Source organism: Tunturibacter empetritectus, from assembly GCF_040358985.1.
GTDB classification, from domain to species: Bacteria; Acidobacteriota; Terriglobia; order Terriglobales; family Acidobacteriaceae; genus Edaphobacter; species Edaphobacter empetritectus.
On record NZ_CP132932.1, the window covers coordinates 3732026 to 3754529 of the forward strand.

20 protein-coding genes are annotated in these 22504 nt (G+C 60.0%); 10 read left to right on the top strand and 10 right to left on the bottom strand.

Translation table 11 applies throughout. The features are described 5' to 3' along the window. The first annotated feature begins 177 nt into the window (after nt 1–177). Nucleotides 178–888 (top strand): hypothetical protein, encoded by a 711-nt coding sequence (locus tag RBB75_RS15500; protein ID WP_353068587.1) that lies wholly within the window; start codon nt 178–180, stop codon nt 886–888. 162 nt (nt 889–1050) lie between these two features. Here the strand turns inward: RBB75_RS15500 and RBB75_RS15505 are convergent, their stop codons facing one another. The 4 genes from RBB75_RS15505 to RBB75_RS15520 form a co-directional block, all read right to left on the bottom strand. Next, nucleotides 1051–1545 (bottom strand): hypothetical protein, encoded by a 495-nt coding sequence (locus RBB75_RS15505; RefSeq protein ID WP_353068588.1) that lies wholly within the window; start codon nt 1543–1545, stop codon nt 1051–1053. Between the two features lie 17 nt (nt 1546–1562). Continuing rightward, nucleotides 1563–2384, bottom strand: a complete 822-nt coding sequence (locus RBB75_RS15510; protein ID WP_353068589.1) for a hypothetical protein — start codon at nt 2382–2384, stop codon at nt 1563–1565. Nucleotides 2385–2393: 9 nt separating this feature from the next. Continuing rightward, the gene (gene ffh, locus RBB75_RS15515) at nt 2394–3785 is read right to left on the bottom strand and encodes a signal recognition particle protein (RefSeq protein ID WP_353068590.1); all 1392 of its coding nucleotides are present in this window, start codon (nt 3783–3785) and stop codon (nt 2394–2396) included. Nucleotides 3786–3931: 146 nt separating this feature from the next. Further along, nucleotides 3932–5218 carry a POTRA domain-containing protein gene (locus RBB75_RS15520; RefSeq protein WP_179637620.1) on the bottom strand — a complete coding sequence of 429 codons (1287 nt, stop codon included), beginning with the start codon at nt 5216–5218 and terminating at the stop codon, nt 3932–3934. A 351-nt stretch (nt 5219–5569) separates the two neighbouring features. Between RBB75_RS15520 and RBB75_RS15525 the strand changes: the two genes are divergently transcribed. Further along, entirely contained in the window at nt 5570–6523 is a 954-nt protein-coding gene (locus tag RBB75_RS15525) for a site-specific tyrosine recombinase (protein ID WP_179637621.1), read from the top strand. A gap of 200 nt (nt 6524–6723) precedes the next feature. After that, a complete protein-coding gene (locus RBB75_RS15530; protein WP_353068591.1) occupies nt 6724–7773 on the top strand; it encodes a tyrosine-type recombinase/integrase in 1050 nt (349 codons plus the stop codon). A gap of 341 nt (nt 7774–8114) precedes the next feature. On the opposite strand, the gene RBB75_RS15535 is transcribed toward RBB75_RS15530, so the two are convergent. Then, nucleotides 8115–8792 carry a class I SAM-dependent methyltransferase gene (locus RBB75_RS15535; RefSeq protein WP_353068592.1) on the bottom strand — a complete coding sequence of 226 codons (678 nt, stop codon included), beginning with the start codon at nt 8790–8792 and terminating at the stop codon, nt 8115–8117. 261 nt (nt 8793–9053) lie between these two features. Between RBB75_RS15535 and RBB75_RS15540 the strand changes: the two genes are divergently transcribed. Both RBB75_RS15540 and RBB75_RS15545 read left to right on the top strand, forming a co-directional pair. Further along, a complete protein-coding gene (locus tag RBB75_RS15540) occupies nt 9054–9635 on the top strand; it encodes a hypothetical protein (protein ID WP_353068593.1) in 582 nt (193 codons plus the stop codon). 170 nt (nt 9636–9805) lie between these two features. After that, the gene (locus RBB75_RS15545; RefSeq protein WP_179637624.1) at nt 9806–10141 is read left to right on the top strand and encodes a 4Fe-4S dicluster domain-containing protein; all 336 of its coding nucleotides are present in this window, start codon (nt 9806–9808) and stop codon (nt 10139–10141) included. Between the two features lie 72 nt (nt 10142–10213). Here RBB75_RS15545 and RBB75_RS15550 read toward each other — a convergent pair whose 3' ends face one another. Together RBB75_RS15550 and RBB75_RS15555 are read right to left on the bottom strand one after the other, a co-directional pair. Next, nucleotides 10214–10885, bottom strand: a complete 672-nt coding sequence (locus RBB75_RS15550) for a hypothetical protein (protein WP_179637625.1) — start codon at nt 10883–10885, stop codon at nt 10214–10216. 358 nt (nt 10886–11243) lie between these two features. Then, nucleotides 11244–11570, bottom strand: a complete 327-nt coding sequence (locus RBB75_RS15555; RefSeq protein WP_179637626.1) for a rhodanese-like domain-containing protein — start codon at nt 11568–11570, stop codon at nt 11244–11246. A gap of 267 nt (nt 11571–11837) precedes the next feature. On the opposite strand from RBB75_RS15555, the gene RBB75_RS15560 reads away from it, so the two are divergent. The 4 genes from RBB75_RS15560 to RBB75_RS15575 all read left to right on the top strand — a co-directional run bounded on the left by RBB75_RS15560 (nt 11838) and on the right by RBB75_RS15575 (nt 17074). Beyond that, a complete protein-coding gene (locus tag RBB75_RS15560) occupies nt 11838–13289 on the top strand; it encodes a sigma-54-dependent transcriptional regulator (protein ID WP_353068594.1) in 1452 nt (483 codons plus the stop codon). Nucleotides 13290–13291: 2 nt separating this feature from the next. Then, nucleotides 13292–15256, top strand: a complete 1965-nt coding sequence (locus tag RBB75_RS15565) for a sensor histidine kinase (protein WP_353068595.1) — start codon at nt 13292–13294, stop codon at nt 15254–15256. After that, on the top strand, nt 15253–15828 hold the full coding sequence (locus RBB75_RS15570) for a hypothetical protein (protein WP_353068596.1): 576 nt from the start codon (nt 15253–15255) through the stop codon (nt 15826–15828). Before RBB75_RS15565 ends, RBB75_RS15570 begins: the two co-directional genes overlap by 4 nt. Nucleotides 15829–16066: 238 nt before the next feature. Continuing rightward, entirely contained in the window at nt 16067–17074 is a 1008-nt protein-coding gene (locus tag RBB75_RS15575) for a plastocyanin/azurin family copper-binding protein (RefSeq protein WP_353068597.1), read from the top strand. A gap of 89 nt (nt 17075–17163) precedes the next feature. On the opposite strand, the gene RBB75_RS15580 is transcribed toward RBB75_RS15575, so the two are convergent. The 3 genes from RBB75_RS15580 to RBB75_RS15590 all read right to left on the bottom strand — a co-directional run bounded on the left by RBB75_RS15580 (nt 17164) and on the right by RBB75_RS15590 (nt 21546). Further along, the gene (locus RBB75_RS15580) at nt 17164–17718 is read right to left on the bottom strand and encodes a dihydrofolate reductase family protein (protein WP_353068598.1); all 555 of its coding nucleotides are present in this window, start codon (nt 17716–17718) and stop codon (nt 17164–17166) included. 104 nt (nt 17719–17822) lie between these two features. After that, on the bottom strand, nt 17823–20870 hold the full coding sequence (gene secA, locus RBB75_RS15585) for a preprotein translocase subunit SecA (protein ID WP_353068599.1): 3048 nt from the start codon (nt 20868–20870) through the stop codon (nt 17823–17825). A 121-nt stretch (nt 20871–20991) separates the two neighbouring features. Continuing rightward, nucleotides 20992–21546 (bottom strand): DUF4232 domain-containing protein, encoded by a 555-nt coding sequence (locus tag RBB75_RS15590; protein ID WP_179637631.1) that lies wholly within the window; start codon nt 21544–21546, stop codon nt 20992–20994. Nucleotides 21547–21632: 86 nt separating this feature from the next. Between RBB75_RS15590 and RBB75_RS15595 the strand changes: the two genes are divergently transcribed. Continuing rightward, on the top strand, nt 21633–22400 hold the full coding sequence (locus RBB75_RS15595) for a DUF4239 domain-containing protein (protein WP_353068600.1): 768 nt from the start codon (nt 21633–21635) through the stop codon (nt 22398–22400). The last annotated feature ends 104 nt before the right edge of the window (nt 22401–22504 follow it).

Sequence of the window (22504 nt, forward strand, 5' to 3'; positions counted from 1 at the left end):
GCGAGGAGTTTAGCACGCGGTTAGAGGTTTGGGATCTTCCGTTCGCGTGTGGCGTCAGTGCCCAAATCTCAGAAGCGAGGTATGGGCATTGGGCATAACATTGTCGCGTGTGAACGGTCTCACGGTCAGGAATGACGGCCCAGGCAGGTGAAGCGACTTATTCAAGGAGGCTGTGCGATGGCGAATCGAATGATTGGAACGATAGTGTCTGGCGTGGTGTGTGGTGTGGCTCTACTCGGTGCGGCTGGTGTCGGCTGGGGGCAGGGAGCGAAGGCGCTGTATCCGGCGATGGCTCCGATTGAGCAGTACCGCGTGGCTAGTGTGGCGGAGGAGGTTGCGCTGGCGCGCAGTGCGGCGAATGTGGCAGTGAGCGGTGATGCGGAGGTGATGGTGCTCGGCAGCCACGGCTACGAGACGGCGGCGAAAGGGAAGAACGGATTCGTCTGCCTGGTGGAGCGCTCGTGGGCTACCACCTTTGACGATCCACAGTTCTGGAACCCGAAGCTGCGTGCGCCGCACTGCTTCAATGCGGCGGCTGCGCGGTCGGTGATGCCAGCGTATCTGAAGCGGACGGAGTTGGTGCTGTCCGGGATGCCGAAGGATCAGGTGGAGGCACGCATGAAGGAGGCGGTGGCGACGAAGGTCATTGGCGCGCCGGAGCAGGGGGCGATGTGCTACATGATGTCGAAGCAGGGCAATCTGAACGATCATGACGGCCATTGGCGTCCGCATCTGATGTTCTTCCTGCCGACTACGGATGCTGCGAGCTGGGGTGCGAACCTCGACGGGTCACAGGTCTTCGCTGCGCAGGGGAACCCTGAGCCGGTGACGATTTTTATGGTTCCGGTGACGGCGTGGTCGGATGGGACGGTGGGGGAGATGAAGTGATGCCTCTATTTGCGGCCTAGTGGATTTACGTTCCTACCCTTCGCAGAAGATCCTTATTTTTCGCATGAATTTGTGCCGGGCGGGTTGGGAGTAGTGCGGTTCGCGCCGCGCGCGAATGCCTACTCATGCGATGAGACTGCGTGAATAGGGCCCGCAATTCATCTAAGTTGACGCTTCAAATCCTGGCAAAGTTGGTTCATCTGGATTGTCGAGATCCAGCGCCTCTAGAAGTTCTGCTTTGTCTTGGTATTCAAGCCACACAATAAATCCACGATCAACAATATTGAGTCGAAGACCCGTCTGATCATAATCAAGCACAATTGGCTTAATATTTTTCTCGACCTGAAGGGAGGAACAGTACTGTAGTGCTTGTGTCAAATTACCGGGATTCAAAGCCTTGCCTGAGGGGTGGTGTTCTTGAAGGTGTTTCCGTAATTCTGCATACGTGAAGCCTGCCTGAAGTTTTTCAGACTTTGCCGTCAAGACCGGATGTAGAAGCCATCGATACATCCTAAGCTGAGTGTCCTGAAAGCCACCTGCAAAAAGGTTCATGAAGGTGGTATACCGACCACTTTGTTGATCGACGATATTTTTTATCAGTGCTTCAACATTAATTTCTTTGCCAACGACTCTTTGGCTTTCTGCTGTACTTGTCACGTTTGCTTCCAAGCAAGCTAGGCGGCAACCCTCTTGAACAACGTAGACACTGAACTTAGAAAACTTAATGAGACTCGTTGCAAACGCTGGATCAAAAGTAACGTTGAGCATTTTTGCGCCCAGCTAATCACTGAGCCAAGTTCTTCTTCGGTCCAGGTATCAGCATCAACAGATACGACCCTTCCCGTGAGGTCTCCGTTGTAGACAATCAGACGATCATTATCGAGCCAGACGCCAATGATAATAAAGCAGACTTTTGAGGCCTCATGAAAGGCTTTTAGTGCAACAGAAAAGTCTATTTGTGTCGAAACAGGTAAGTAGTGAAAATCATCAAGAACGATGAATTTTTGAAAGTTGGCAGCCTTCAGTGCGGCAATGATGTCATTAACATCACCAGGATCGAGTTCCAAATCGTGGACTTCCACTTCGCTCGTCTCAGTCGATCCTTTCTCTCCCCCCAATTCCGCGCTGATTCCCATGAAACCAGCTTTTAGGCCAGCGTTTATTTTGTTTGTTCCTTCTATGGTTTTCTTCTCGGACTGAACAACTTGAAATCCTGCGCGTTTTAGTATGTTGGAGTGGAGTTCTTGGATATTCCACTTGTTGGAACATTGAACAAGAATGTAATCGTCGTCCTTTAGGCAATGTTTTCTAAGACACGTTTTGCCTTGCTTCGAACTTCCGAAAATGACGACATGTTTGTCGCGAGTCAACGTGCTGACGAACGAATCATCGACTTTTTTCCGCGTTACATAGTTGAGGGGGACATCTCGAGTAACACCATAGACTTCGTCCGTGGTAAAGCTCTTCGTTTGAACCGAGTTGTGATCACCGAACATAAATTGATATTACCTGCCGAATTTTTGTTTGCCTTGCATTTGGCTCATCATGCGTTGTTGGGCTTTGATGCCGCCGCCACCGCCGAGTGACTTGAACATCTTGCGCATCTGGGCGTACTGGCGGAGGAGGTTGTTTACGTCTTGTACGGATGTGCCTGAGCCCTTGGCGATGCGCTTGCGGCGGTTGCCGTTGATGATCTCGTGGTCGAGGCGCTCTTTGTTGGTCATCGAATTAATGATGGATTCGACGCGGGTGAACTGGCCTTCGTCTACGTTTTCGACGGCCTGCTGCATGCCCGCGAAGGGGCCGACGGAGGGGAGCATCTTGAGGATGGACTTCATGGAGCCCATCTTTTTGATCTGACGGAGCTGGTCGCGGAAGTCGTCGAGGGTGAAGCCGTCGCCGGAGAGGGCTTTTTTGGCGAACTGCTCGGCTTTGCCGCGGTCGAGGGTGGATTCGGCGCGCTCGAGGAGGGTGGCGATGTCGCCGTGGCCCATGATGCGGGAGACGATGCGGTCGGGGTGGAAGGGCTCGAAGGCGTCGGGCTTTTCGCCTGTTCCCAGAAATTTTATCGGCGCTCCCGTCACGTGGCGGATGGAGAGGGCAGCGCCTCCTCGTGCGTCGCCGTCCATCTTAGTGAGGATGGCGCCGGTGATGGTGAGGAGATCGTTGAAGGCCTTGGCGGAGTTGACGGCGTCCTGGCCGGTCATGGCGTCGGCGACGAAGAGGATCTCGGAGGGCGAGAGGAGCTTTTTGAGCTGCGCCATCTCGTCCATCAGCGACGCGTCGATCTGGTTGCGGCCGGCGGTGTCGACGATGAGCATGTCGCAGCCGAAGTTGGCGGCGTCGCGTTTGGCCTCTTTGGCGAGGCGGAGGACGTCGGGGGTTCCCAGTGGTCCGTTGTCAGTTGTCAGGCTGCCTTCGTAGAGTTGCGCGCTGATGGAGCGGGCTACGATGGCCAGCTGTTCGCGGGCGGCGGGACGGTAGACGTCGACTGAGACGAGCATGGGGCGGTGGCCGGCTTTTTTAAGCCACTGGGCTAGCTTGCCGCTGGTGGTAGTTTTGCCGGAGCCTTGCAGGCCAGCCATGAGGATGACGCTCGGCGGCTGGGAGGCTTTCTGGAAGCGGGCGGTGTCGCGGCCGAGGAGATTGACTAGCTCGTCGTGAACGATTTTGACGATTTGTTCTGACGGGCTTAGGGCGGTGGCGACTTTTTCGCCGATGGCACGGGTGCGAATGTGCTCGACGAGCTCGTTGACGACGGTGAGGTTGACGTCGGACTCGAGGAGGGCGAGGCGGATCTCGCGGATGGCGTCGGAGATGTTCTCGTCGGAGATGGTGCCCTGGCCGCGGAGGGTCTTGAAGGAACGCTGGAGTTTGTCGCTTAGGTTTTCAAACATGACTGCTACAAGTTTACAGGGAATGGCGGCGATGGCCTACCGGCCGGGTCCGCTGCGCGCGGTGCGGTCACTTCGTGACTTGTATACCCCTTCGGCTAGTGCTTCCGATGGTCGCGATACGGAGTTGCGGCGGAAGATGATTGGGCTTAGTTGAGGATGCCGCCTTTGGCGAAGGTGATGGTGAGGTCGACGAGGTGGGTGTTGGGGTCGGCGACGGCGTTGTAGGTGGCGGAGTAGCCGGCGAGGGACTGGAGGGCGCTGTTGTTGTGGAGGAACCCGGTGAGGTAGGTGGTGTCGTAGAAGTCGCCGGGGTTCATGTGCCAGGCGGAGTCGAACTGCTTCTGCTGCTCGGTGGAGAGGCCGAGGGCTTTGACGCTGTGGATGTGGTACTGCGGGCCGGGGTCGACGATGATGGTGTAGGAGACGTGGTGGCTGAGGTGGTCGAAGGTGGCGGGGGCCTGGACTTTGGCGTCCTGAAAGCCTTTGGCAAAGTAGGCGCCGGCGATGATGGAGAGGCTTTGGCGGAGAGCGGCTTCGGAGGCCATGTCGCCGGGCTTCATCTTGGCTTGCTTGTTGAAGTCGGCGGTGCTGATGACCTCGGAGCCGGGCCAGGTGAGTTGGAAGAGTTGGTAGGGCTGGCCTTCGCTGAGCGTGGCGGTGAAGTCGAGATCGATGACGCTGGGGGTGGCCTGGGGCGGGGTTTGGGAGAGGTTGAGGACGGCCATGTCGAGATAGCCCGCGTCGTGGTAGGCCGAGGTGAGTGCTTTGGTGATGGTGGTGCGGGTGGTGTTGGTGTCGAAGGGCTGATTAGTCTGGTCTTTGATGACGGTGTCGAGCCTGGGCTGCATGGCGGGGGAGGCATGCACGACGGTTAGTTTGTGGACGCGGATCTCAGGCGACTGGATGGCGAAGGCGATGGCGGTTGGGGTGGCTCCGGGTTGAGAGCTGACGGCAAGGGCCACGACGTTGGCGGTGACTCCTTTTTCGGCGACCATCGCTTTGAGGGCGGAGGTGATGTTGTCCTGGAGGTTGCCGGTGGTCGGGACGACTCCGATGTAGAGGGGGACTCGGGCGGTGAGTGCGGAGGTGAGTTCGGAGGGGGACCACCAGACGAAGTTGGTGAAGGTGGCGGGGAGGAGATTTTCTGGCGGCATCGGCTTGAGATCGTAGACCAGGCCGGTGGCGTTGGATTCGAAGCTGATGTCGGAGAAGAGGCCGGTGTCGCTGAGGTGTTGGGCGGCAGCTTGAACGTCTGCCTGTGTGGCGGCTGCGCCTGGTTGCAGGCCGCTGACTTTGAGGAGGTCGGCTTGGGAGAAGGCGGGTGCGCCTGTGAAGGTGATGGGCGGCAGGGTGAAGGTCTGGGCGGGGAGTTGGAGGGTGAGGACGGAGAGGCAGAGAGCGAGGAGAGCGGGCCTGAGGGTGGTAGAGCGCATTTGAATGGAAGATACCCCATGCCGCGATGGGAGAGAAGAGACTTTTTTAGGGACAAGTGCGTCCTGCCAGCGGGCCCACTACGCGTGGGGCGGTCACTTCGTGACTTGTTTACCGCTTCGCTTGGTGCTCCCGTTGTTCGCAGGTTGAAGTCCGTGCCGACCAACGGGAGGAGCTATGCTTTCTCGTTCGCAAAGACGGGTATGCGCGTCACGAAGTGACCGCTCTCCGCGCAGGAGGCCCGTCCGGCAGGACGCTCGCCTTGGCAAGTGACGGGCTTGGTGCGTGGCCAGGTTGGTTCGGGTTGCGAGTCGGCAGGCACGGAGGTTTGGCGGGCGGGATAATCGAGTTCTATGCACGAGATTGGGCAGGCTGGAGGGAACGCGCGGACAGTGCGGGAGTTTGTGGCGTATCTGCGGGTGGAGAAAGGGCTTCGACCGGCCAGTTGTGAGGCATATCAAAGGGATCTGGAGCAGTTTGCGGAGCATGTTGAGGGGCGCGACGGGTTGCTGGTGGGGGCGACCCAGGCGGATGTGAGCGGGTTTATGGAGGGGCTGCGTGGGCACGCGGTGGAGTCGAGGTCGATTGCGCGGAAGCTGAGCTGCCTGCGTGGGTTCTATCGCTGGCTGCTGATGGATAAACGGATTACTCATGATCCGACAGTGAATGTGGAGACTCCTGCGAGCTGGAAGGTGCTGCCGAAGTCGCTGGCCGAGGGCGAGGTGGCGGAGATGCTGGAGCGGACCGGAGTTGCTGCCCGGAGTGACGGTGCGGATGGGCTGGCGCTGCGGGATCATGCGATCTTGGAGCTGCTGTATGCGGGCGGGCTGAGGGTGGGGGAGATATGCGCACTGCGGGTGGAGGATGTGCATCTGGACCAGGCGCGGGCGCAGGTGAGGGGCAAAGGCGATAAGGAGAGGATTGTGCCGCTGGGGCGGTCGGCGGTGGAGGCTTTGGAGAGGTATCTGGTGGTGGGGAGGCCGGGGTTGGTGAGGAGCGGGCTGGAGCGGGGAGGCCATGCGGTGCAGAGGGCGCTGTTTCTTAGTGTGCGGGGAAATGCGCTGACGCGGCAGTGGGTTTGGGAGATGGTGCGGTCGGCTTCGGGGACGGGTAAGGCTAGTCCGCATATGCTGAGGCATAGCTGCGCTACGCACATGGTGGAGCATGGTGCGGATTTGAGGAGTGTGCAGACTTTGCTGGGGCATGCGGATATTGCTACGACGCAGGTTTATACACATGTGGCGTTGGGGCATTTGAAGAAGGTGCATCGGGAGCATCATCCGCGGGGGAAAAGGCGGGTGGTTTAAAGGGTTGGGGTTGAAAGGTTTGGGATGTTGGGGCGAGCGAGGGTCTTCGGGATCCTTCGCTCCGCTCAGGATGACAGCAAAGGCAACCGCAGATCCCCTTCAGGGATGACAACAAGAACGGCAACGGCAAAGACAAAGGCAACGGCAGAGACAAAGGCAACGACAAAGACAAGGCAACGGCAGAGCAAGGCAGAGGCGAAATGCGGGATAAGGCTGGCGGGATTAACGGATTGGCCGAAGGGTTTCTGGCGATGCTCGCGAATGAGCGAGGCGCGTCGGAGCATACGGTGCGGGCTTATGCGCGCGAGGTGCGGAGCTTTGCGGCTTATCTGAATGAGACTTTGGGGAAGGATGCGAAGGTGAGTGCGGTGGAGCATCTGCATATTCGCGGTTACCTGGGGGCGCTGTATGAACGGGGGCTGACCAAGGCGAGTGCGGCGCGGGCGCTGGCGGCGGTGAGGAGCTGGTTCAAATGGCTGGCGAAGGAGGGGCATGTGGCGCAGAATCCGGCGCTGCTGGTGAGTACGCCGAAGTTGCCGAAGCATCTGCCGCGGGTGCCGAGTATGGAAGAGGTGAATCGAGTTTTGAATTCGCTGGATGGTTCGACTGAGAAGAGGGCTGGCGGAGCGGACGGTGTAGCCTCCCACCCTTCGCAAAGTACGCGAAGGATGGGGCACCCGGACGGTGGTGGCGATGCGGAGGAGGGAGATGCTTCGGCGTGGCCAGAGCGGGACCGGGTGATCTTCGAACTGCTGTATGGGTGCGGGATTCGTAACTCGGAGCTGGTGGGTTTAAATATGGGCAGCGTGAAGTGGCGCGATGATGCGGTGCTGGTGCGCGGCAAGGGGCGGAAGGAGCGGCTGGTGCCGCTGGGAGACGAGGCTGCGGTGGCGTTGAGGGCGTATCTGCCGCTGCGGGAGGCGAAGCTGGTGGCGGCGGGCAAGGGCGCGCTGGTGCATGAGGGGCCGTTGATGATGAATCTGCGGATGCGTGGCGATTGCAGGCTGACGACGCGGAGTGTGGGGCGGATTGTGAAGGCGATCGCCCTGAGCCGGGGGCTGGCGGCGGATGTGCATCCGCATACGCTGCGGCATGCGTTTGGAACGCATATGCTGGAGGAGGGTGCGGATCTGCGGGCGATCCAGGAGATGCTGGGGCATGAGCGGCTGTCGACGACGCAGAGGTATACGCAGTTGACGGTGGGTCAGGTGCAGAAGGTATATGACGAGACGCATCCTCGGGCTAAGTGAGAACAGGGCGAAGTGAGATCTCCGCAGATACTTTTGAAGAGCTGGTTTTGTGCTGGATTTTTTTGAAGATGCGGGAGTGTTGGTTTTTGCTGGAGGTTTTGCGTAAAACGGGGTTTTGAACGTGGTTTTTTGATGGTGAGATGGTGGTGGCTTGTGGTGAGTTCGTGGCTGATGGGTGGTGTGATTTGTGGTGGCGAAAAAAGTGACAGCGTTTTGAGATTTATTTTCGTGTCTGGAATTGGCGGTGGTACACAGCGGGTTTCTCCACTGCGTGCGACAACAGGCCGGTGCCCTTCGATGGAAATGACAGATCTTCGGTCGTGCTCTACGGCGATACTGCTCTAGTGGGTGGTGGCGTAGACGTAGAAGTCGGAGAAGGAGGTGTCGTCTGGGTTGGATGGGTCGTAGGGGTAGTCGTTGGCAATTGTGGAGTGGAGAGACCATTGGGGTTGATGTTTGGCCACCCAGTCGGTGAACGCGCGGTGATGGACGTGTTTGTAGTGCCACTCCTTGGTTATGTTGCTGGAGTAGACGACTACGAAGCGGCTGCCGGAGGCGAAGAGTTTACGCATGTAGTCGTCGAAGACGTGATCCTCGACGAGGTGGTAGATGACGTCGAGTGAGAGAGCGAGGTCCGCCTTAGTGCCTGCGGGGAGGAGACTGGCTTCGAAGAAGCGTTTGCTGGGGTCGTTGGCGAAGAGGGAGCGGCAGATTTCGATGGCTTTGGGGGAGACATCGACGCCGGTGTAGGCCGGGTAACTGGCAAGTTTGAGCTGCGCGCCGTCGCCCGAGCCGTGCTCGATGACGGAGGCGATGTGGTGCTGCTGGACGAAGGTGTTAAGGAAGTTGGCCTTGAAGTGGGCGAGGCGGTTGTAGCTGCCCGGGCCTGAGTCGCCACCTTTGCGGTAGCGTCGCTCCCAGTAGTCAACCGAGTTTCTGAAGTGTGCTCGGCGAAGTTGAACGAGGCCTGGACCAATCAGTGGGACGTTCTTGAGAAAGGATTTAACACTTGCGATCATTTAGTCACCATCATCCTGGGGAGTTGGGAGGAATAGTTGGCTATATGGTACTGCCACATTCGATGCATTAAGGGAAGATCGGTTGGCCGATTTAAGCACTTTTAATCATGAATATTTGATTGCTAAGTGTTGACCTTCTTGAGTTTGTCGTAGTCCCTCCCTGAGAAGCATTATGGCACAGGAGTTGTTTGATCACCTCAAACGATTTAACCTTTGCGGTCTTCGGGAAGGGGGCTGCATCCAATGAGGGCGAGGTACGGAATGCTGCAAGGATTCGCGAAGGGTGCGGGGTTGGCGACGGTGGGGTTGGCGCTGATGGCGGGGCAGGGTTGCAAGAAGAAACAGGCTCCGGCTGCTGTGCAGCCTGTGGTTCGGACGGTGCCCCGGGCGGCACAACCGGGCTTTCCTGATGATCCGCCGCCAGTGCCTGTGGTCGCCGATAGAGGCACACATCACCCGGTGCGGCGGGCGGCTGCGCCTGCTTTGGCGCCGGCTCGGCCACCGGCGGTTGATCCGAATGCTCTGGCTGAGGCGCAAAGACAGCGGGATGCGAGTCTGTTGCAGAGGCAGCAGGCGGCTTCGCAGCGGCAGCAGCAGGAGCTGAACGGGGTGGTCGAGCGGAGCGCGAAGATTCGGCAGGCTCAGCAGGATGAGCCGCGGATTCAGGAGGCTCCGGAGGCTCCGATCGATCGTCCGCTGCCGGGGGTGCCTGGCCAGCGGATCCAGGATAATCCCGCGCGGATGCCTGAGGCCGAGCCGGAGCAGCCGGCGCCTTCGGATGGGGAGTCTGCGCCGGACGGTACGAATTCTGCTCAGCCGCAGCCACTGCCACCGCAGAGCTAATGGGAGGGTGGATTCTCTCCCTTCCATTGGAATGCTGTTCTGCCGCCACAATATCTGAGGCTCTGAGACGTCATTACAGTAGCGCACCCTGGGGTGGCGTGAGATCGTGACCGATCTGGCAGGCAGGCCCGCACAGGTGCGACTCGAGCGCGTAGACGCAGGTGAGCTTTATGGCAAGTTTTCAAGGCGAGGCGTTGCAGTCAGCAAGCAAGCCTGATTCAGATTGCAGATTCGAGCCGGGCGTCATGGTGCCGGTAATCGATCCCATGCGCTGCGAAGCGAAGGGACCATGCGTTCCCATTTGTCCTTACGATGTTCTCGTTATCCGCACCGTCACGCCTGAGGAGAAGGCTGGGCTTCCTTGGGTCGGGAGGTTCAAGTTGCTGGTGCATGGCGGCAAGCAGGCGTTCGTTCTCGTCCCTGAAGCTTGCCGGGGATGCGGCTTGTGCGTCACAGCCTGCCCAGAGAAGGCGATTACACTTCAGAAGCTGCAACTGCGACGCTGACTGCGCCGAAGTGCGGCTTTCCGGTTGGTCCAATGCATGGCAGATTGATGTCTGTGGGCGGAGGCAACTTCGTCAATGGGCCGAGATGAGGAGGATGTGGGCTGGTTCGGCGGGGGTGGCGGGGGCGATCTCGAAGGGCTGGTTGGGGGCGATGGCGACTACGGTGCCCAGTGAGATCTTTGTGGGGTGGCTGTTGTGGAGGATGGTCGTAGGGGAGAGGGTTACTACGAGGGATCGGTCTGGCGAGGGTGGGACTGCGCAGGGAGCAGAGGTAGCGCAGACGACTCTGCGGACGGAGAGGCCGGCGGAGGAGAACTCGGTGGAGCTGATGTTGTGGGTGAGGTCGGTGGGGGCGGGGCCGCGGAAGTCAGGGGTGTTGCCTAGGTCGAGGTGGGGGAGTTCGACGCGGAGGAAGTCTGAGGGGAGGTCGCTGAGGTTTTCTATGGAGTGGCGCTCGAGGATGCCTCGGCTGATGCGGTAGGCTCCGAGATGCGTGGGCGGGCGGGTGATGGTTTCGGGCGGGTTCTCGTGGATGATGTTTACGGGGCCGGAGTTGTTGAGGTAGACGTAGACGGTGGAGGTGGCGGGGTGGTCGTGGACGGGGACTTTCTCGTGGGGGCCGTAGTGGACGCGGATGACGTTGAAGGTTTGGTTGGTGAGGATGGTCTGGTAGTTGGGTGGGAGTGGTTGTTGGGCTGGGGTGGTTAGGGTTAGGGAGAGGAGCAGGGGGAGAAGGGTTTTCAATCTGGGCCTCCTGGGGTTGTGATGCTTGGGGCTATTGGCGCCTATGAGAAGGCAGCAGCAGGCTTTTCACCGTGTTCGACTACGCTCAGGGTGCTGAATGAGAAGCAAATGGGCGAAGGCAAAGGCAACCGCAGATCCCCTTCGGGGATGACAACAAGAACTGCAACGACAACTGCAACGACAACTGCAAATACGGGGATCCTTCACTGCGTTCAGGATGACGGCTCTTTAAGATGGTTCGCTGCATTTTGGATGACGACCTTTGTTCAGGATGATGGCCTTTGTTCAAGATGACGGCCTTTGTTTAGGATGACGGCCTTTGTTTAGAATGATGGCCTTTGAAGTGGTTGCGTTTGCGTTAGTAGCGGGGGATGGTGGGGTCGATGGAGCGGGACCAGCCGTCGATGCCACCGGCGAGAGACTGAACGTGGTCGAAGCCTTGATTACGCAGCCACATGGTGACGCTGAGGGAGCGGGCTCCGTGATGACAGAGGACGACGATGGGGGCGTCGGGATCGAGCTCGGTGTGGGCGCGGGAGGGGATATCGCCCATGGGAATGAGGGTGGAGTCGGGGAGGTGAGCGGTTTGGTACTCCCAGGGCTCGCGGACGTCCAACAGGAGGGGGGCATTGGGCTGCTGGCGGAGCATGGAGAAGGCTTCTGCGGTAATTTCGGGCTCTAGCATGATTTCAAGGATATCCTTAGAGATGGCATTAGGAGAGATGGCATCAGGCACAGGGTTCCGCGCCTGGCTTTGACGAGAGTTGGGGCGAGGCTTGGGCGAGAGCCGGGTTAATGCCGGCGGTTCGGCGGAGTGTGCCGGGCTGGGTATGTTGTTGGGGATGCGGTTGAGCAGGGTGCATCCTGAGAGTGCTCACGAATTTCATTATGGACGGTGGCTGCCTTGGAGACTGTCTTGGGTTCTGCGAACGGTTTTGGTTTGGAGAGTGTATTGGAGAAGGTACTGATTGTTGAAGACGAGGTCCACGCTCGGAGTGGCCTTACGGAGTTGATTGAGAGCTGGGGCTACAGGGCTGAGTGTGCTGCGGATGGGATGGAGGGTCTGGAGAAGGCGGTGGCGTGGGCTCCAGCGATTATTGTGACCGACCTGAAGATGCCGCGGATGGATGGGATGGAGCTGCTGAGCCGGATTGGCGAGCTGCCACAGAGGATTGCGGTGGTGATGCTGACGGCGCAGGGGTCGATTGAGTCGGCTGTGGATGCGATGCGGATGGGGGCGTACGACTATATTCCGAAGCCGGTGGACCCGGTTCGGCTGAAGACGATTCTGCATAATGCGAGCCGTCAGCGCGAGGCTGATGCAGAGCTCGAGGCAACGGGTCGGCAGCTGAGGGATACGGGCGTGCTGGGGCCGATGGTGGGGTCGTCGCCGCAGATGGTCGATATCTTTGCGATGATTGAGAGGATTGCTCCGTCGAATGTGTCGGTGCTGGTGACGGGGGAGAGCGGGACCGGCAAAGAGCTGGTGGCGCGGGCGCTGCATGACCTGAGTGCGCGGAGGCTGAAGCCTTTTGTTGCGGTGAACTGCGCGGCGATTCCGGAGACGCTGATCGAGAGCGAGATCTTCGGGCATGAGAAGGGCGCGTTTACCGGGGCGCTGGAGCGAAGGGCTGGATGCTTTGAGTTGGCAGAGGAGGGGACGCTGCTGCTCGATGAGATTGGCGAGATGCCTATGGCGACGCAGGCAAAGCTGCTGCGGGTGCTGGAGGATCGGAAGCTAAGACGGCTGGGCAGCAAGATTGAGACGCCGGTGGATGTACGGGTGGTGGCGGCGACGAATAAGGATCCGGAGAAGGCTGTGGCGAGTGGGGAGTTGCGTGGGGACCTTTACTATCGGCTGAATGTTTTTAATATTCAGATGCCTCCGCTGCGCGATCACCTGATGGATGTGTCGGCGATTGCGGAGAAGATGATCGACGATATGAACGAGCGGCATCACTGCACGGTGGCGGGGTTGAAGGACTCGCTGATGATCCGGCTGGAGGGATATAACTGGCCGGGCAATGTGCGGGAGCTGCGCAACACGATTGAGAGGGCGGTGATTCTGGCGGGGTCGGGGATGCTGGGGATTGAACATCTGCCGCCGCACTTTGGGGAACCGGGATTTGCTCCTCCGCCGAATCGCGTGGCCGGCGTGGAGGCTGCGGTTGTCGCAGCTGCGCAGGCGGCTCAGTTTGAGGATGGACAGCGGCGATTGGATGAGTCGAACTCGGTGCGGGTGGAGGTGGGGACGACGGTGGATGAGGCAGAACGGCAGCTGATTCTGAAGACGCTGGTGGCGACGCATAACAACAAGACGAAGGCTGCGGAGATTCTGGGGATCAGTTCGAAGACGCTGCAGAATAAGCTGAAGGAATATTCGAACGCTGCTGTGACGGAGTAACGATGCGGCTGAAGACGAAGCTGGTGCTGTCGGCAACGGGGCTGACGTTTGCGATCGTGCTGGTGCTTTCGGCACTGTTCTTGAGCGAGCTGCTGCGGCAGAGGATCGAGCAGACGGCTGCGGCGAATGATGTGCTGGTGCACGAGGTCTGGCTGGAGATGCGGAAGGCGGTGGAGACGGGGCTGCGGGCGAATCCGCCGGTGGACCGGAGCGACGAGGCGCTGCATCGGGCGGTGGTGGACGCGCTGAGGAGCGAGACGGCGCTGATGCAGGTGATGAATACGATTGTGCGCTACTCGCCTACGGTTCAGGATGTGAGCGTAACGGATGCGCATGGGCTGACGCTGTTGAGTACGGACCCGGATGCAGTGGATCAGCCGGCGGTGTTCCGGTTCAGCCTGGCGAGTGTTCAGAATGGGCCGATCTCGCGGCAGATGCGGGTGGTGTTCGGCAAGCCGCGGGTATTGGATATCTCGCAGTCGCTGGAGCGGAATGGGGCGCCGTTTCTGGTGGTGCATGTTGGGGTGCGGTCGACGTTTTTGAAGAATGCATATGAGCCGTGGCTGCTGGATGCACTGATCTTTGCTGCGCTGGCGGCACTGGCGGCGATGTTGTCGGCGGGGCTGCTGGCGAATGTGGCGCTGCGTCCGCTGGAGTCGATCAGCGCGCGGCTTGAGAGCTTGACGAAGGCGGGCGGCGCGATTCCGGAGAGGATGCTGGAAAGCCGAAATACTCGAAGCGATGCGGTGGTTCGGGTGACGAAGACGCTGGACCGGCTGGGAGAGCAGATGCGTACGCAGGAGGCCGGGTATACGGCGCTGCAGGCGAATCTGAACCAGATGCTGGATACGTTGCGTGACGGCGTGCTGCTGTTTACGGCAGATCGGCGGGCGGTGATGGTGTCGGATGCGGTGGCTTATTTTCTGGGTGCTCCGTTGAACCAGGATCACGAAAAGCTGGTGGGGATGCGGCTGGAAGAGATCTTTGCGCCGGATAGCGTGCTGGGAGAGGCGGTGCTCGAAGCGTTTGCGGAGGGCGGCCAGGTGAGTGCGCAGGCGTTGACGTTGGAGGATGGGCGGCAGGTGCAGTTCTCGCTGGACCGGATCTCGGGCCAGATCGATGAGGAACTGGCAGGGGCGGGGAGTGTGGCGACGCTGCTGACGCTGCGGGATATGGAGTCGGTGGCGCAGCTGGGGCAGGAGTTGGAGGTGGCGCGGAGGCTGGCGGCGATTGGAAGGCTGACGGCTGGGGTGGGGCATGAGGTGAAGAACCCGATCAACGCGATGGTGCTGCACCTGGAGCTGCTGCGCGGGAAGCTGGCGCCGGGCGGTGCGGAGGCGTTTGGCGGGGCGCAGCGGCATGTGGAGATTTTGTCGGGAGAGATGCAGCGGCTGGACAGGGTGGTGCAGACGCTGGCAGACTTTTCGCGGCCGATGGAGCTGCATTTGAAGGAGCAGGACCTGCGCCAAGTGGTGGAGGTGGTAATGGAGCTGACTGCTGCCGAGATGCAGGAGAATAGGGTGCAGGTGATGGTGGATGGTCCGCGCGAGCCGTTGATGGTGAGAGTGGATGCGCAGCTGATGCAGCAGGCGCTGCTAAACCTTTTGCTGAATGGGATGCAGGCGATGCCCGAGGGCGGGGCGATGGTGGTGCGAATGCGGCGGGACCACCAGATGGCGGTGGTTGAGGTGATTGACGAAGGAGAGGGTATACCTGAGGAGCTATTACCGCGTATCTTCGAACTGTACTTCACCACCAAACCAAAGGGCAGCGGAATCGGATTGGCGATGACGTATCGGATTTTGCAGCTGCATGGCGGAGCGATGGAGGTACGATCCAATGCCGACCCGGGTTCGGTCGAGCGGGGGACGACGTTTACGTTTCGAGTGCCGGTTGCGTCGGGAGTTGGCGGCGAGAGCAGGAAGGCCGCAGGTGCAGTTCAGAAAGAGCTAGGGGAACGGGTTTGAAGGGTACGGGCAACATTACGCAGAAGATCGCATGGACGACTCTCTGGTTTGGTTTGACGATGGGGATGGCAGGATGCCGGCATAAGCCGCAGCTCGCGCCGCTGCCGCCGGTGATGTCTCCGGTGGCGCTTGAAGATATTCCTGAGCCGGATGATCTGCCGATGGTGGAAGAGCCGCCGGCGAAGCTGCCGACGGTGCCGGTGTCGACCGAGGCAGGGAAGCCGAAGAAGAGGAAGAAGCAGCCACCGAAGGTCATTGCGCCACCTGAGCCCGTGTCTGAGATGCAGGTTGCCAGTGCGGCAGCGCCTTCGCCGGATGCGGCTGTGGGTGCTCTGACGGCGGGGGGAGAGACGAATCCGCAGACGAAGCAGGATGCCGAGGAGCTGATCGCTTCGATCGACAAGAGGCTGAGTGCGCTGCCGGCACAGAAGGTGGAAGAGCAGAAGGCGCAGGTGAGCAAGGTGCGGAACTTCTGGAAGGATGCGCAGGATGCGTTGAAGTCCGGCGATGCCGAAGGGGCGAAGACGCTGGCGACGAAGGCTAAGCTGCTGCTGGATGACTTGGAGAAATAGCGAGTCAGCTAAAGGCAGCGAGTTAGCTAGTCGGCAGTTAAACCGGTCAGCGAGTCAGCGAGCCGGTGGCTCTGTAACTTCTTTTATTTTCAGAGGCTGGCAGTTGGCGCGTCTTCAACGATGCGCTTAGCCTCGGTGCGTCGACCTGTGGCGAAGTTGACATTGCTGGGACGGGGCCTATAATTTTGCCGGGCTCCGGGCCTGCTCCCCCAAAAATCTATATTTCCAAGAGGCGATCATGAAATCGAGAATCTCGATGTTTGTGTCCGTGGCGGCGCTGGCGGCGCTGACTTTTTTTGTCCCGAGTAGCGTGTATGCCCAACAGAACTGGAAAGCGGCGTTGGGCGGTCAAAGTAGCGATATGGGCAGGCAGGCAGTGGCTTTTCTTCCCAACGAGCTGTGGATTCACGAGGGCGACAGCATCACCTGGACCTCCGGCAGCGGAGACATCCATACGGTGTCCTTCTTCATCGCCGGTCAGGCGTTTGAAGACTTTACGGTGGGTTGTCCTGGGTTCTCGCCGAGTGGCGCGAGTTTCGACGGCACCAAGTGCGTGAGCGCGCCTCCGCTGGTAGAGGGGCAGAGCTTCATTGTGAGCTTTCCCAAACCCGGCAACTTTAGCCTGATCTGCCTGGTGCACACGCACATGACTGGGGTCATACACGTCCTAGCCGCGTCGGCGACTCTGCCGCACGATCAGGCCTTCTATGACGCGCAGGCGGCGGAACAGCGGAGGAGTCTGCTTACCGATACAGACAAGCAGAGGGACATGGATGACATGCTGTCGGCGCACTTGCTGGCAAACAAGAATAGCGTGACTGCAGGCATTGGAGAGATGACGGTGACCGGCGCTGGGTTTGAATCGCTTTCGGTCGTGCGCTTTCTGAAGGGAACCATTGAAGTCCATAAGGGGGACACGATCGAGTGGGTCAATTTAGACCCGGCCTTGCCGCATACGATCACCTTCGGAAAGGAGCCGTCGAATCCCGGGCCTCCGTCCGGCAATGTGCCCTTGACTCTGGACGCTGATGGTGTGTTGCATGCGACGATCAGTTCGCAGGGGGACAATGTGCATTCGGGGCTGATTGTTGCATCGCCTCAAAACCAGGTTGGCGTGGGGCAGTCTCCTCCGGGCAATACGCGTTTTCGCATTACCTTCACGGAGGCGGGGACGTATAACTACATCTGCGCGCTGCACGATAATCTTGGGATGATTGGCAAGGTGATTGTCCGGTCCAATTGGTAGACAGAGGGTACGGCGACGCTTGCGACGGAGGCGAAGTTGTTGCTGGATGATTTGGAGAAGTAGCGAGTCAGCGAAAGGCAGCGAGTCAGCTAGCGCGGGATCTCATAGCGGAGGCGGACCACGCTGTCTGCGTACTTTTTGACTGAGCGCAAGTGAAGGGGCACGTCGCGATGCCGCGGTGCGATGAGTGGGATGCCCTCACCGATCAGGGTAGGCATGACGTGGATGTCGAACTCGTCGATCTCGCCTGCGTCGAGAAATGAGGCGATCAGTTCTCCGCCGCCCATCATCCAGATATGTTTTCCCGGCGTCGCGCGGAGGTGCTGCGCAAACTTCTTTACCGGTTCCGAGACGAACTCCACGCCTGGGGTCTCGTGTTTGGGCGGTCTTCCGGAGAAGACGAAGTTGGCGAGCTTAGTGTCGAAGATTCCGCCTTTGTTGCCATGCTGCTTGTCATAGTCGAGAGCCCAGTCGTATGTCTTGCGCCCCCACAGGATGGTGTCAATTGTGCGATAGAACGCGCGCATGCCGTAGTCGTTTGTGGTGGGCATGCGATTCAGCCATTCGATATCGCCGTCTGGCCTGGCGATGTAGCCGTCAGCGCTTGTCGCGATATAGACGATGATCTTTCGCGGGGCGTTCATACCGTTTTACTCCGTTGTTTCGAAGTTGCAGGCGTGGCACGAAACACTCGACCATGATGCTACTTTATTCGCTTGCCACTTCGGAGGCCAGCTTCTTCGCTGGCTTACGCGGTGGCACCGTGGCATTTTTTGTATTTTTTCCCGGAGCCGCAGGGGCACTCGTCGTTGCGGCCTACTTTTTCGCCGGCGTGGCGTGGGCCGGAGCCGTTGGTATCGGCGGAGGCTGAGCTGACGGAGCGGGCCTGCTCCAGTTCGCGCTGCTTCTTCTTTTGGAACTCGCGCTCGAGTGCGTCGATGGTGGTGGAGGGTGCTCGGTTGGGTGGTGGTGCTGGCGGATTTTGACGCGCCGCTGGGGCGTTGGTGTGTTGCGGGGGGGCGGAAGGTGGGAGTGCGTTTTGGGCGTTGGCTGCGGCTAGCTGCTGGGCTTGTTGCGCCTGGGCTAGAGCCTGCGCGTGGGCCTGGGCTTGCGCGAGTTGCTCGGCGGACTCGATGGGGGTCCCGTCGGGGCCGATGATCTGCATGCGGAAGAGGTGGCGTGCGGTGTCTTCCTGGAAGCGCATCATCATGCCTTCGAACATCTCGAAGGACTCCTTCTTGTAGGCGACGAGCGGGTCTTGCTGTGCGTACCCGCGGAGGCCGATGCCCTCTTTGAGGTGGTCCATGGCGAGGAGGTGGTCCTTCCAGAGGCCGTCGAGGACGGAGAGCATGACGATGCGCTCGTGGTAGCGCATGGCTTCGGCGCCGAGGATGCTCTCCTTGATGTCGTAGCGGCCGCGGAGGTTTTGGAAGATAGCTTCGCCTAGCTCGTGGCGGTTGAGTGCCGTGGCATCGACTTCTTTTTCGAGGTGTGCGCCGAAGATGTCGTAGACCTGCGCGAAGAGTGGCTCGAGCTTCCACACGTCGGCGTGGACCTTTTCGGGGGCGTTCTCGTCGAGGATGTTGGAGAGGATGGTGGAGGTGTAGTCGTCGGTGATGAGCTGCTTCTGGTCGACTCCTTCCATGAGCTGGCGGCGGAGACCATAGACGGCTTCGCGCTGCTTGTTCATGACGTCGTCGTACTCGAGGACGTGTTTGCGGGACTCGAAGTTCTGGGTTTCGACGGCTTTCTGCGCGGCTTCGATGCGGCGGGAGATCATGCCGGACTCGATGGGAACTCCCTCTTCCATGCCGAGGCGCTGGAGCAAGGTGGAGACCCACTCGCGGGCGAAGATGCGCATGAGGTCGTCTTCGAGGGAGAGGAAGAAGCGCGAGGAGCCGGGGTCGCCCTGACGTCCGGCGCGTCCGCGGAGCTGGTTGTCGACGCGGCGGGACTCGTGGCGCTCGGTGCCGAGGATGTGGAGGCCGCCTGCGCCGATGACGGATTCGTGCTCGGCTTTGGCTGCGCCTTCGTGGGCAGCGGTGGCGGCGTCCCAGTTGGGTTGCGTGGTTTCGAACTCCTGGCCGGTGTAGTAGAAGCGGACCATGCCGGGGCCTGCGACGGGGTTGATGATGCCTTCGGCTGCGGAGACGGCGCGGGCCTGTTGCTTGCGGACGAGGTCCTGACGGGCCATGAACTCCGCGTTGCCGCCGAGGAGGATGTCGGTTCCGCGGCCTGCCATGTTGGTGGCGATGGTGACCATGCCGAGACGACCGGCCTGGGCGACGATCTCTGCTTCCTTCTCGTGGAACTTGGCGTTGAGGACGACGTGGCGAACGCCTTTGCGCTTGAGGATCTCGGAGAGGAGCTCGGATTTTTCGATCGACGTGGTGCCGACGAGGACGGGCTGCTTTTCGCCGTGGAGGCGGGCGATCTCGTCGGCGACGGCGAAGTACTTCTCTTGCGCGGTGCGGTAGACGACGTCGGCGTTCTCGATGCGGAGCATCTTGCGGTTGGTGGGCGTGACGACGATGTCGAGTTTGTAGATCTTGTCGAACTCGGCGGCTTCGGTCTCGGCGGTGCCGGTCATGCCGCTGAGTTTTTTATACATGCGGAAGTAGTTCTGGAAGGTGATGGTGGCGAGGGTCTGATCTTCCTTGCGGATGGCCACGCCTTCTTTGGCTTCGACGGCTTGATGCAATCCATCCGACCAGCGGCGACCGGGCATGAGGCGGCCAGTGAACTCGTCGACGATGATGACTTCGCCCTCTTTGACGACGTACTCGACGTCGCGTTTGTAGAGGGAGTGGGCCTTGATGGCGACTTCGACGTGGTGTTTGAGGTCCCAATTTTCGGGGTCGGCGATGTTGCCGATGCCGAGGAGTCCTTCGATCTTTTCCCAGCCCTCGTCGGTGACGGTGATGGAGCGGGTTTTTTCGTCTACGACGTAGTCGCCGGACCAGGTTTTGGTTTCGACGGTCTCGATGAGTTCGCCCAGTTCGAGCTTGGGGATGATGATGTTGACGCGTGCGTACTTGTCCGTGGTCTGGTCGGTGGGGCCGGAGATGATGAGAGGGGTGCGGGCCTCGTCGATGAGGATGGAGTCCACCTCGTCGACGATGCAGTAGTAGTGCCCGCGCTGGACCTGATCCTTGAGCTCGAACTTCATGTTGTCGCGCAGGTAGTCGAAGCCGAACTCGTTGTTGGTGCCGTAGGTGATATCGGAGGCGTAGGCTTCGCGGCGCTGAGCATCATCGAGGTCATGCACTATCACCCCTACAGACAGGCCGAGGAAGCCGTAGATCTTGCCCATCCACTCGGCGTCGCGCTTGGCGAGGTAGTCGTTGACGGTGACGACGTGGACGCCGCGGCCAGCGAGGGCGTTGAGATAGCAGGGGAGGGTGGCGACCAGGGTTTTTCCTTCGCCGGTCTTCATCTCGGCGATCTTGCCGGAGTGGAGGACGATGCCGCCCAGCATCTGCACGTCGAAGTGGCGCATGCCGACAGTGCGCTTGCCGGCTTCGCGGACGACGGCGAAGGCTTCGGGAAGGATGGCGTTGAGTGCTTCTTTTTCGGCGGCGTTGCGCTCGTCGGCGTTCTCGGGGGTGTCGGGGATGTTGGCGATGGCCGCGGCGATGCGCTGGCGGAACTCGGCGGTCTTGTTGCGCAGAGCCTCGTCGGAGAGCGCCAGGGTGGTCGGCTCGAGCGCGTTGATCTGCGCGACGGTGGGCTGGATGCGCTTGACGGCGCGTTCGTTACTGGTGCCAAAGACTTTTGCAATGACTGAGTTGAGCAAAACGGTATCCTTCGGGGCGCACTTTGTCCCAAATACTAGTGTAACTGGTATGGGTGGCGCGGTTGGAGGTGAAGTTGGCCGTTGGAGATACGGCGGATCAGGCTCGGGTGGCGCTAGCGAGCTAGGACTTCGAGCGGACGTAGACCGGATCGCGCTTGAGGTAGGCGAAGCGGTACTTGGCATCCTGGCCTGAGGGGGCGCAGAGGTGGCCGGTGAAGGGAGCGCGGAGGGTTTCGGCGCCGAAAGATATTGCTACGAAAGCTGGGGTGTAGCATTTGCTGTTGTCGAAGACTTCGCCGGAGACCCAATAGAGTTCGCCGGTGGCTTCGGCGTTGGCAGGGATTGCTACGGGCAGGATGACGGGGCCGGGGTGCATGCCGGGCGGGAGTTCGACGGAGATGGGGAGTTTGGTGTTGGAGGCGTCTTCGAAGACGAGTGCAGGGCGACCGGGGACGGTGCAGGTTTGCGCGCCGATGTTGCGGAGCACCAGCAGGGTTCCGGAGTGCGACATGCCGTCGAAGTTGCCGCCTTCGCCGTCGAAGGAGAGCGAGAGTTGGGCGGCGGTGCAGGCCAGCAGGGTGGACGCTGAGGGCAGAGAGGTCGCGCTCGCAGAAGAGGCTAGGATGAGGACCACGGCGACGACAACATAGACCGCGTTGGAGGCTGGTTTGGTCACTGAAAGAATTTTAGTCTTTCTTTGTGTCTCTGGTGAGATTGTAAGCTGACTTGTCAGTTGCGGAATTTGATTGAGGCGGGAATCTTATGCTGAGTTACGTGCAGAGTAGCTTGCTGGTGGTTTTGGCGATGCTGGTTTCGGTGGCGTTGGTGCTGGTGCTCAATCGGGCATGGCCGATTCCGAATCGCAAGCTGATCAATGATGTGACGGAATGGCAGCTGGGAATTTTGGGGACGACGTATGGGGTGATCCTGGGATTCATGCTGTATACGGTCTGGATAGACTTTCGGGCGGCGGAGGTGAATGCGACGCAGGAGGCGAGTTCGCTGTTGACGGTGACGCGGGTGGCGTCGGCGCTACCGGCTGCGGAGAGGGAGGCGTTTCGCGGGTTGGGGATGCAGTATGCGGATGCGGTAGTGCACCAGGAGTGGCCGGCGATGCAGCGTCAGGAGGAGAGCCGTGCGGGAGAGAGGATCGAGGTAGAGATGTGGAAGCTGCTCGCGGGGCTGAAGGACGATGCCGGCGCGGCGAATAGCGTGGACCACCTGACAAGGGTGTTGAGTGAGCTGTCGGAGAGGCGCAGTCTGCGGGAGGAGCAACTTCGCGTGCGGCTGCCCGTGGTGCTGTGGATCTTGCTGCTGGCTGGCGGGGGCGCGACGGTAGGGTCTTCGTGTCTGCTGGGGAATGACAATAAATGGCTGCACTATTGTCAGGTGCTGGCGTTGACGTTTGTGGTGGCGGTGACGTTGTCGGCGATTGCGGACCTGGCGCGGCCATTTGAGGGTTCGGTGTCGGTGAGCCCGGTTGCGTTTGAGCGTGTGCAGACGATTATGCAGCTGGATGCGGCTCGTTAGCGGCTACTCGCTTATTCAAAGCGTTGCCGAGAGCACACATCAAAGTCGAGATGTGGGGCACCCGCTTTTTGCGGCTGTAGGGTGTGTTCGAGATGCTGGATTAG

Coding starts and splice junctions, on each gene's coding strand:
- RBB75_RS15500 (WP_353068587.1), top strand. CDS start 178: ATGGCGAATCGAATGATTGGAACGATAGTGTCTGGCGTGGTGTGTGGT.
- RBB75_RS15510 (WP_353068589.1), bottom strand. CDS start 2,384: ATGTTCGGTGATCACAACTCGGTTCAAACGAAGAGCTTTACCACGGAC.
- ffh (WP_353068590.1), bottom strand. CDS start 3,785: ATGTTTGAAAACCTAAGCGACAAACTCCAGCGTTCCTTCAAGACCCTC.
- RBB75_RS15520 (WP_179637620.1), bottom strand. CDS start 5,218: ATGCGCTCTACCACCCTCAGGCCCGCTCTCCTCGCTCTCTGCCTCTCC.
- RBB75_RS15525 (WP_179637621.1), top strand. CDS start 5,570: ATGCACGAGATTGGGCAGGCTGGAGGGAACGCGCGGACAGTGCGGGAG.
- RBB75_RS15530 (WP_353068591.1), top strand. CDS start 6,724: ATGCGGGATAAGGCTGGCGGGATTAACGGATTGGCCGAAGGGTTTCTG.
- RBB75_RS15535 (WP_353068592.1), bottom strand. CDS start 8,792: ATGATCGCAAGTGTTAAATCCTTTCTCAAGAACGTCCCACTGATTGGT.
- RBB75_RS15540 (WP_353068593.1), top strand. CDS start 9,054: ATGCTGCAAGGATTCGCGAAGGGTGCGGGGTTGGCGACGGTGGGGTTG.
- RBB75_RS15545 (WP_179637624.1), top strand. CDS start 9,806: ATGGCAAGTTTTCAAGGCGAGGCGTTGCAGTCAGCAAGCAAGCCTGAT.
- RBB75_RS15555 (WP_179637626.1), bottom strand. CDS start 11,570: ATGCTAGAGCCCGAAATTACCGCAGAAGCCTTCTCCATGCTCCGCCAG.
- RBB75_RS15565 (WP_353068595.1), top strand. CDS start 13,292: ATGCGGCTGAAGACGAAGCTGGTGCTGTCGGCAACGGGGCTGACGTTT.
- RBB75_RS15575 (WP_353068597.1), top strand. CDS start 16,067: ATGAAATCGAGAATCTCGATGTTTGTGTCCGTGGCGGCGCTGGCGGCG.
- RBB75_RS15580 (WP_353068598.1), bottom strand. CDS start 17,718: ATGAACGCCCCGCGAAAGATCATCGTCTATATCGCGACAAGCGCTGAC.
- RBB75_RS15595 (WP_353068600.1), top strand. CDS start 21,633: ATGCTGAGTTACGTGCAGAGTAGCTTGCTGGTGGTTTTGGCGATGCTG.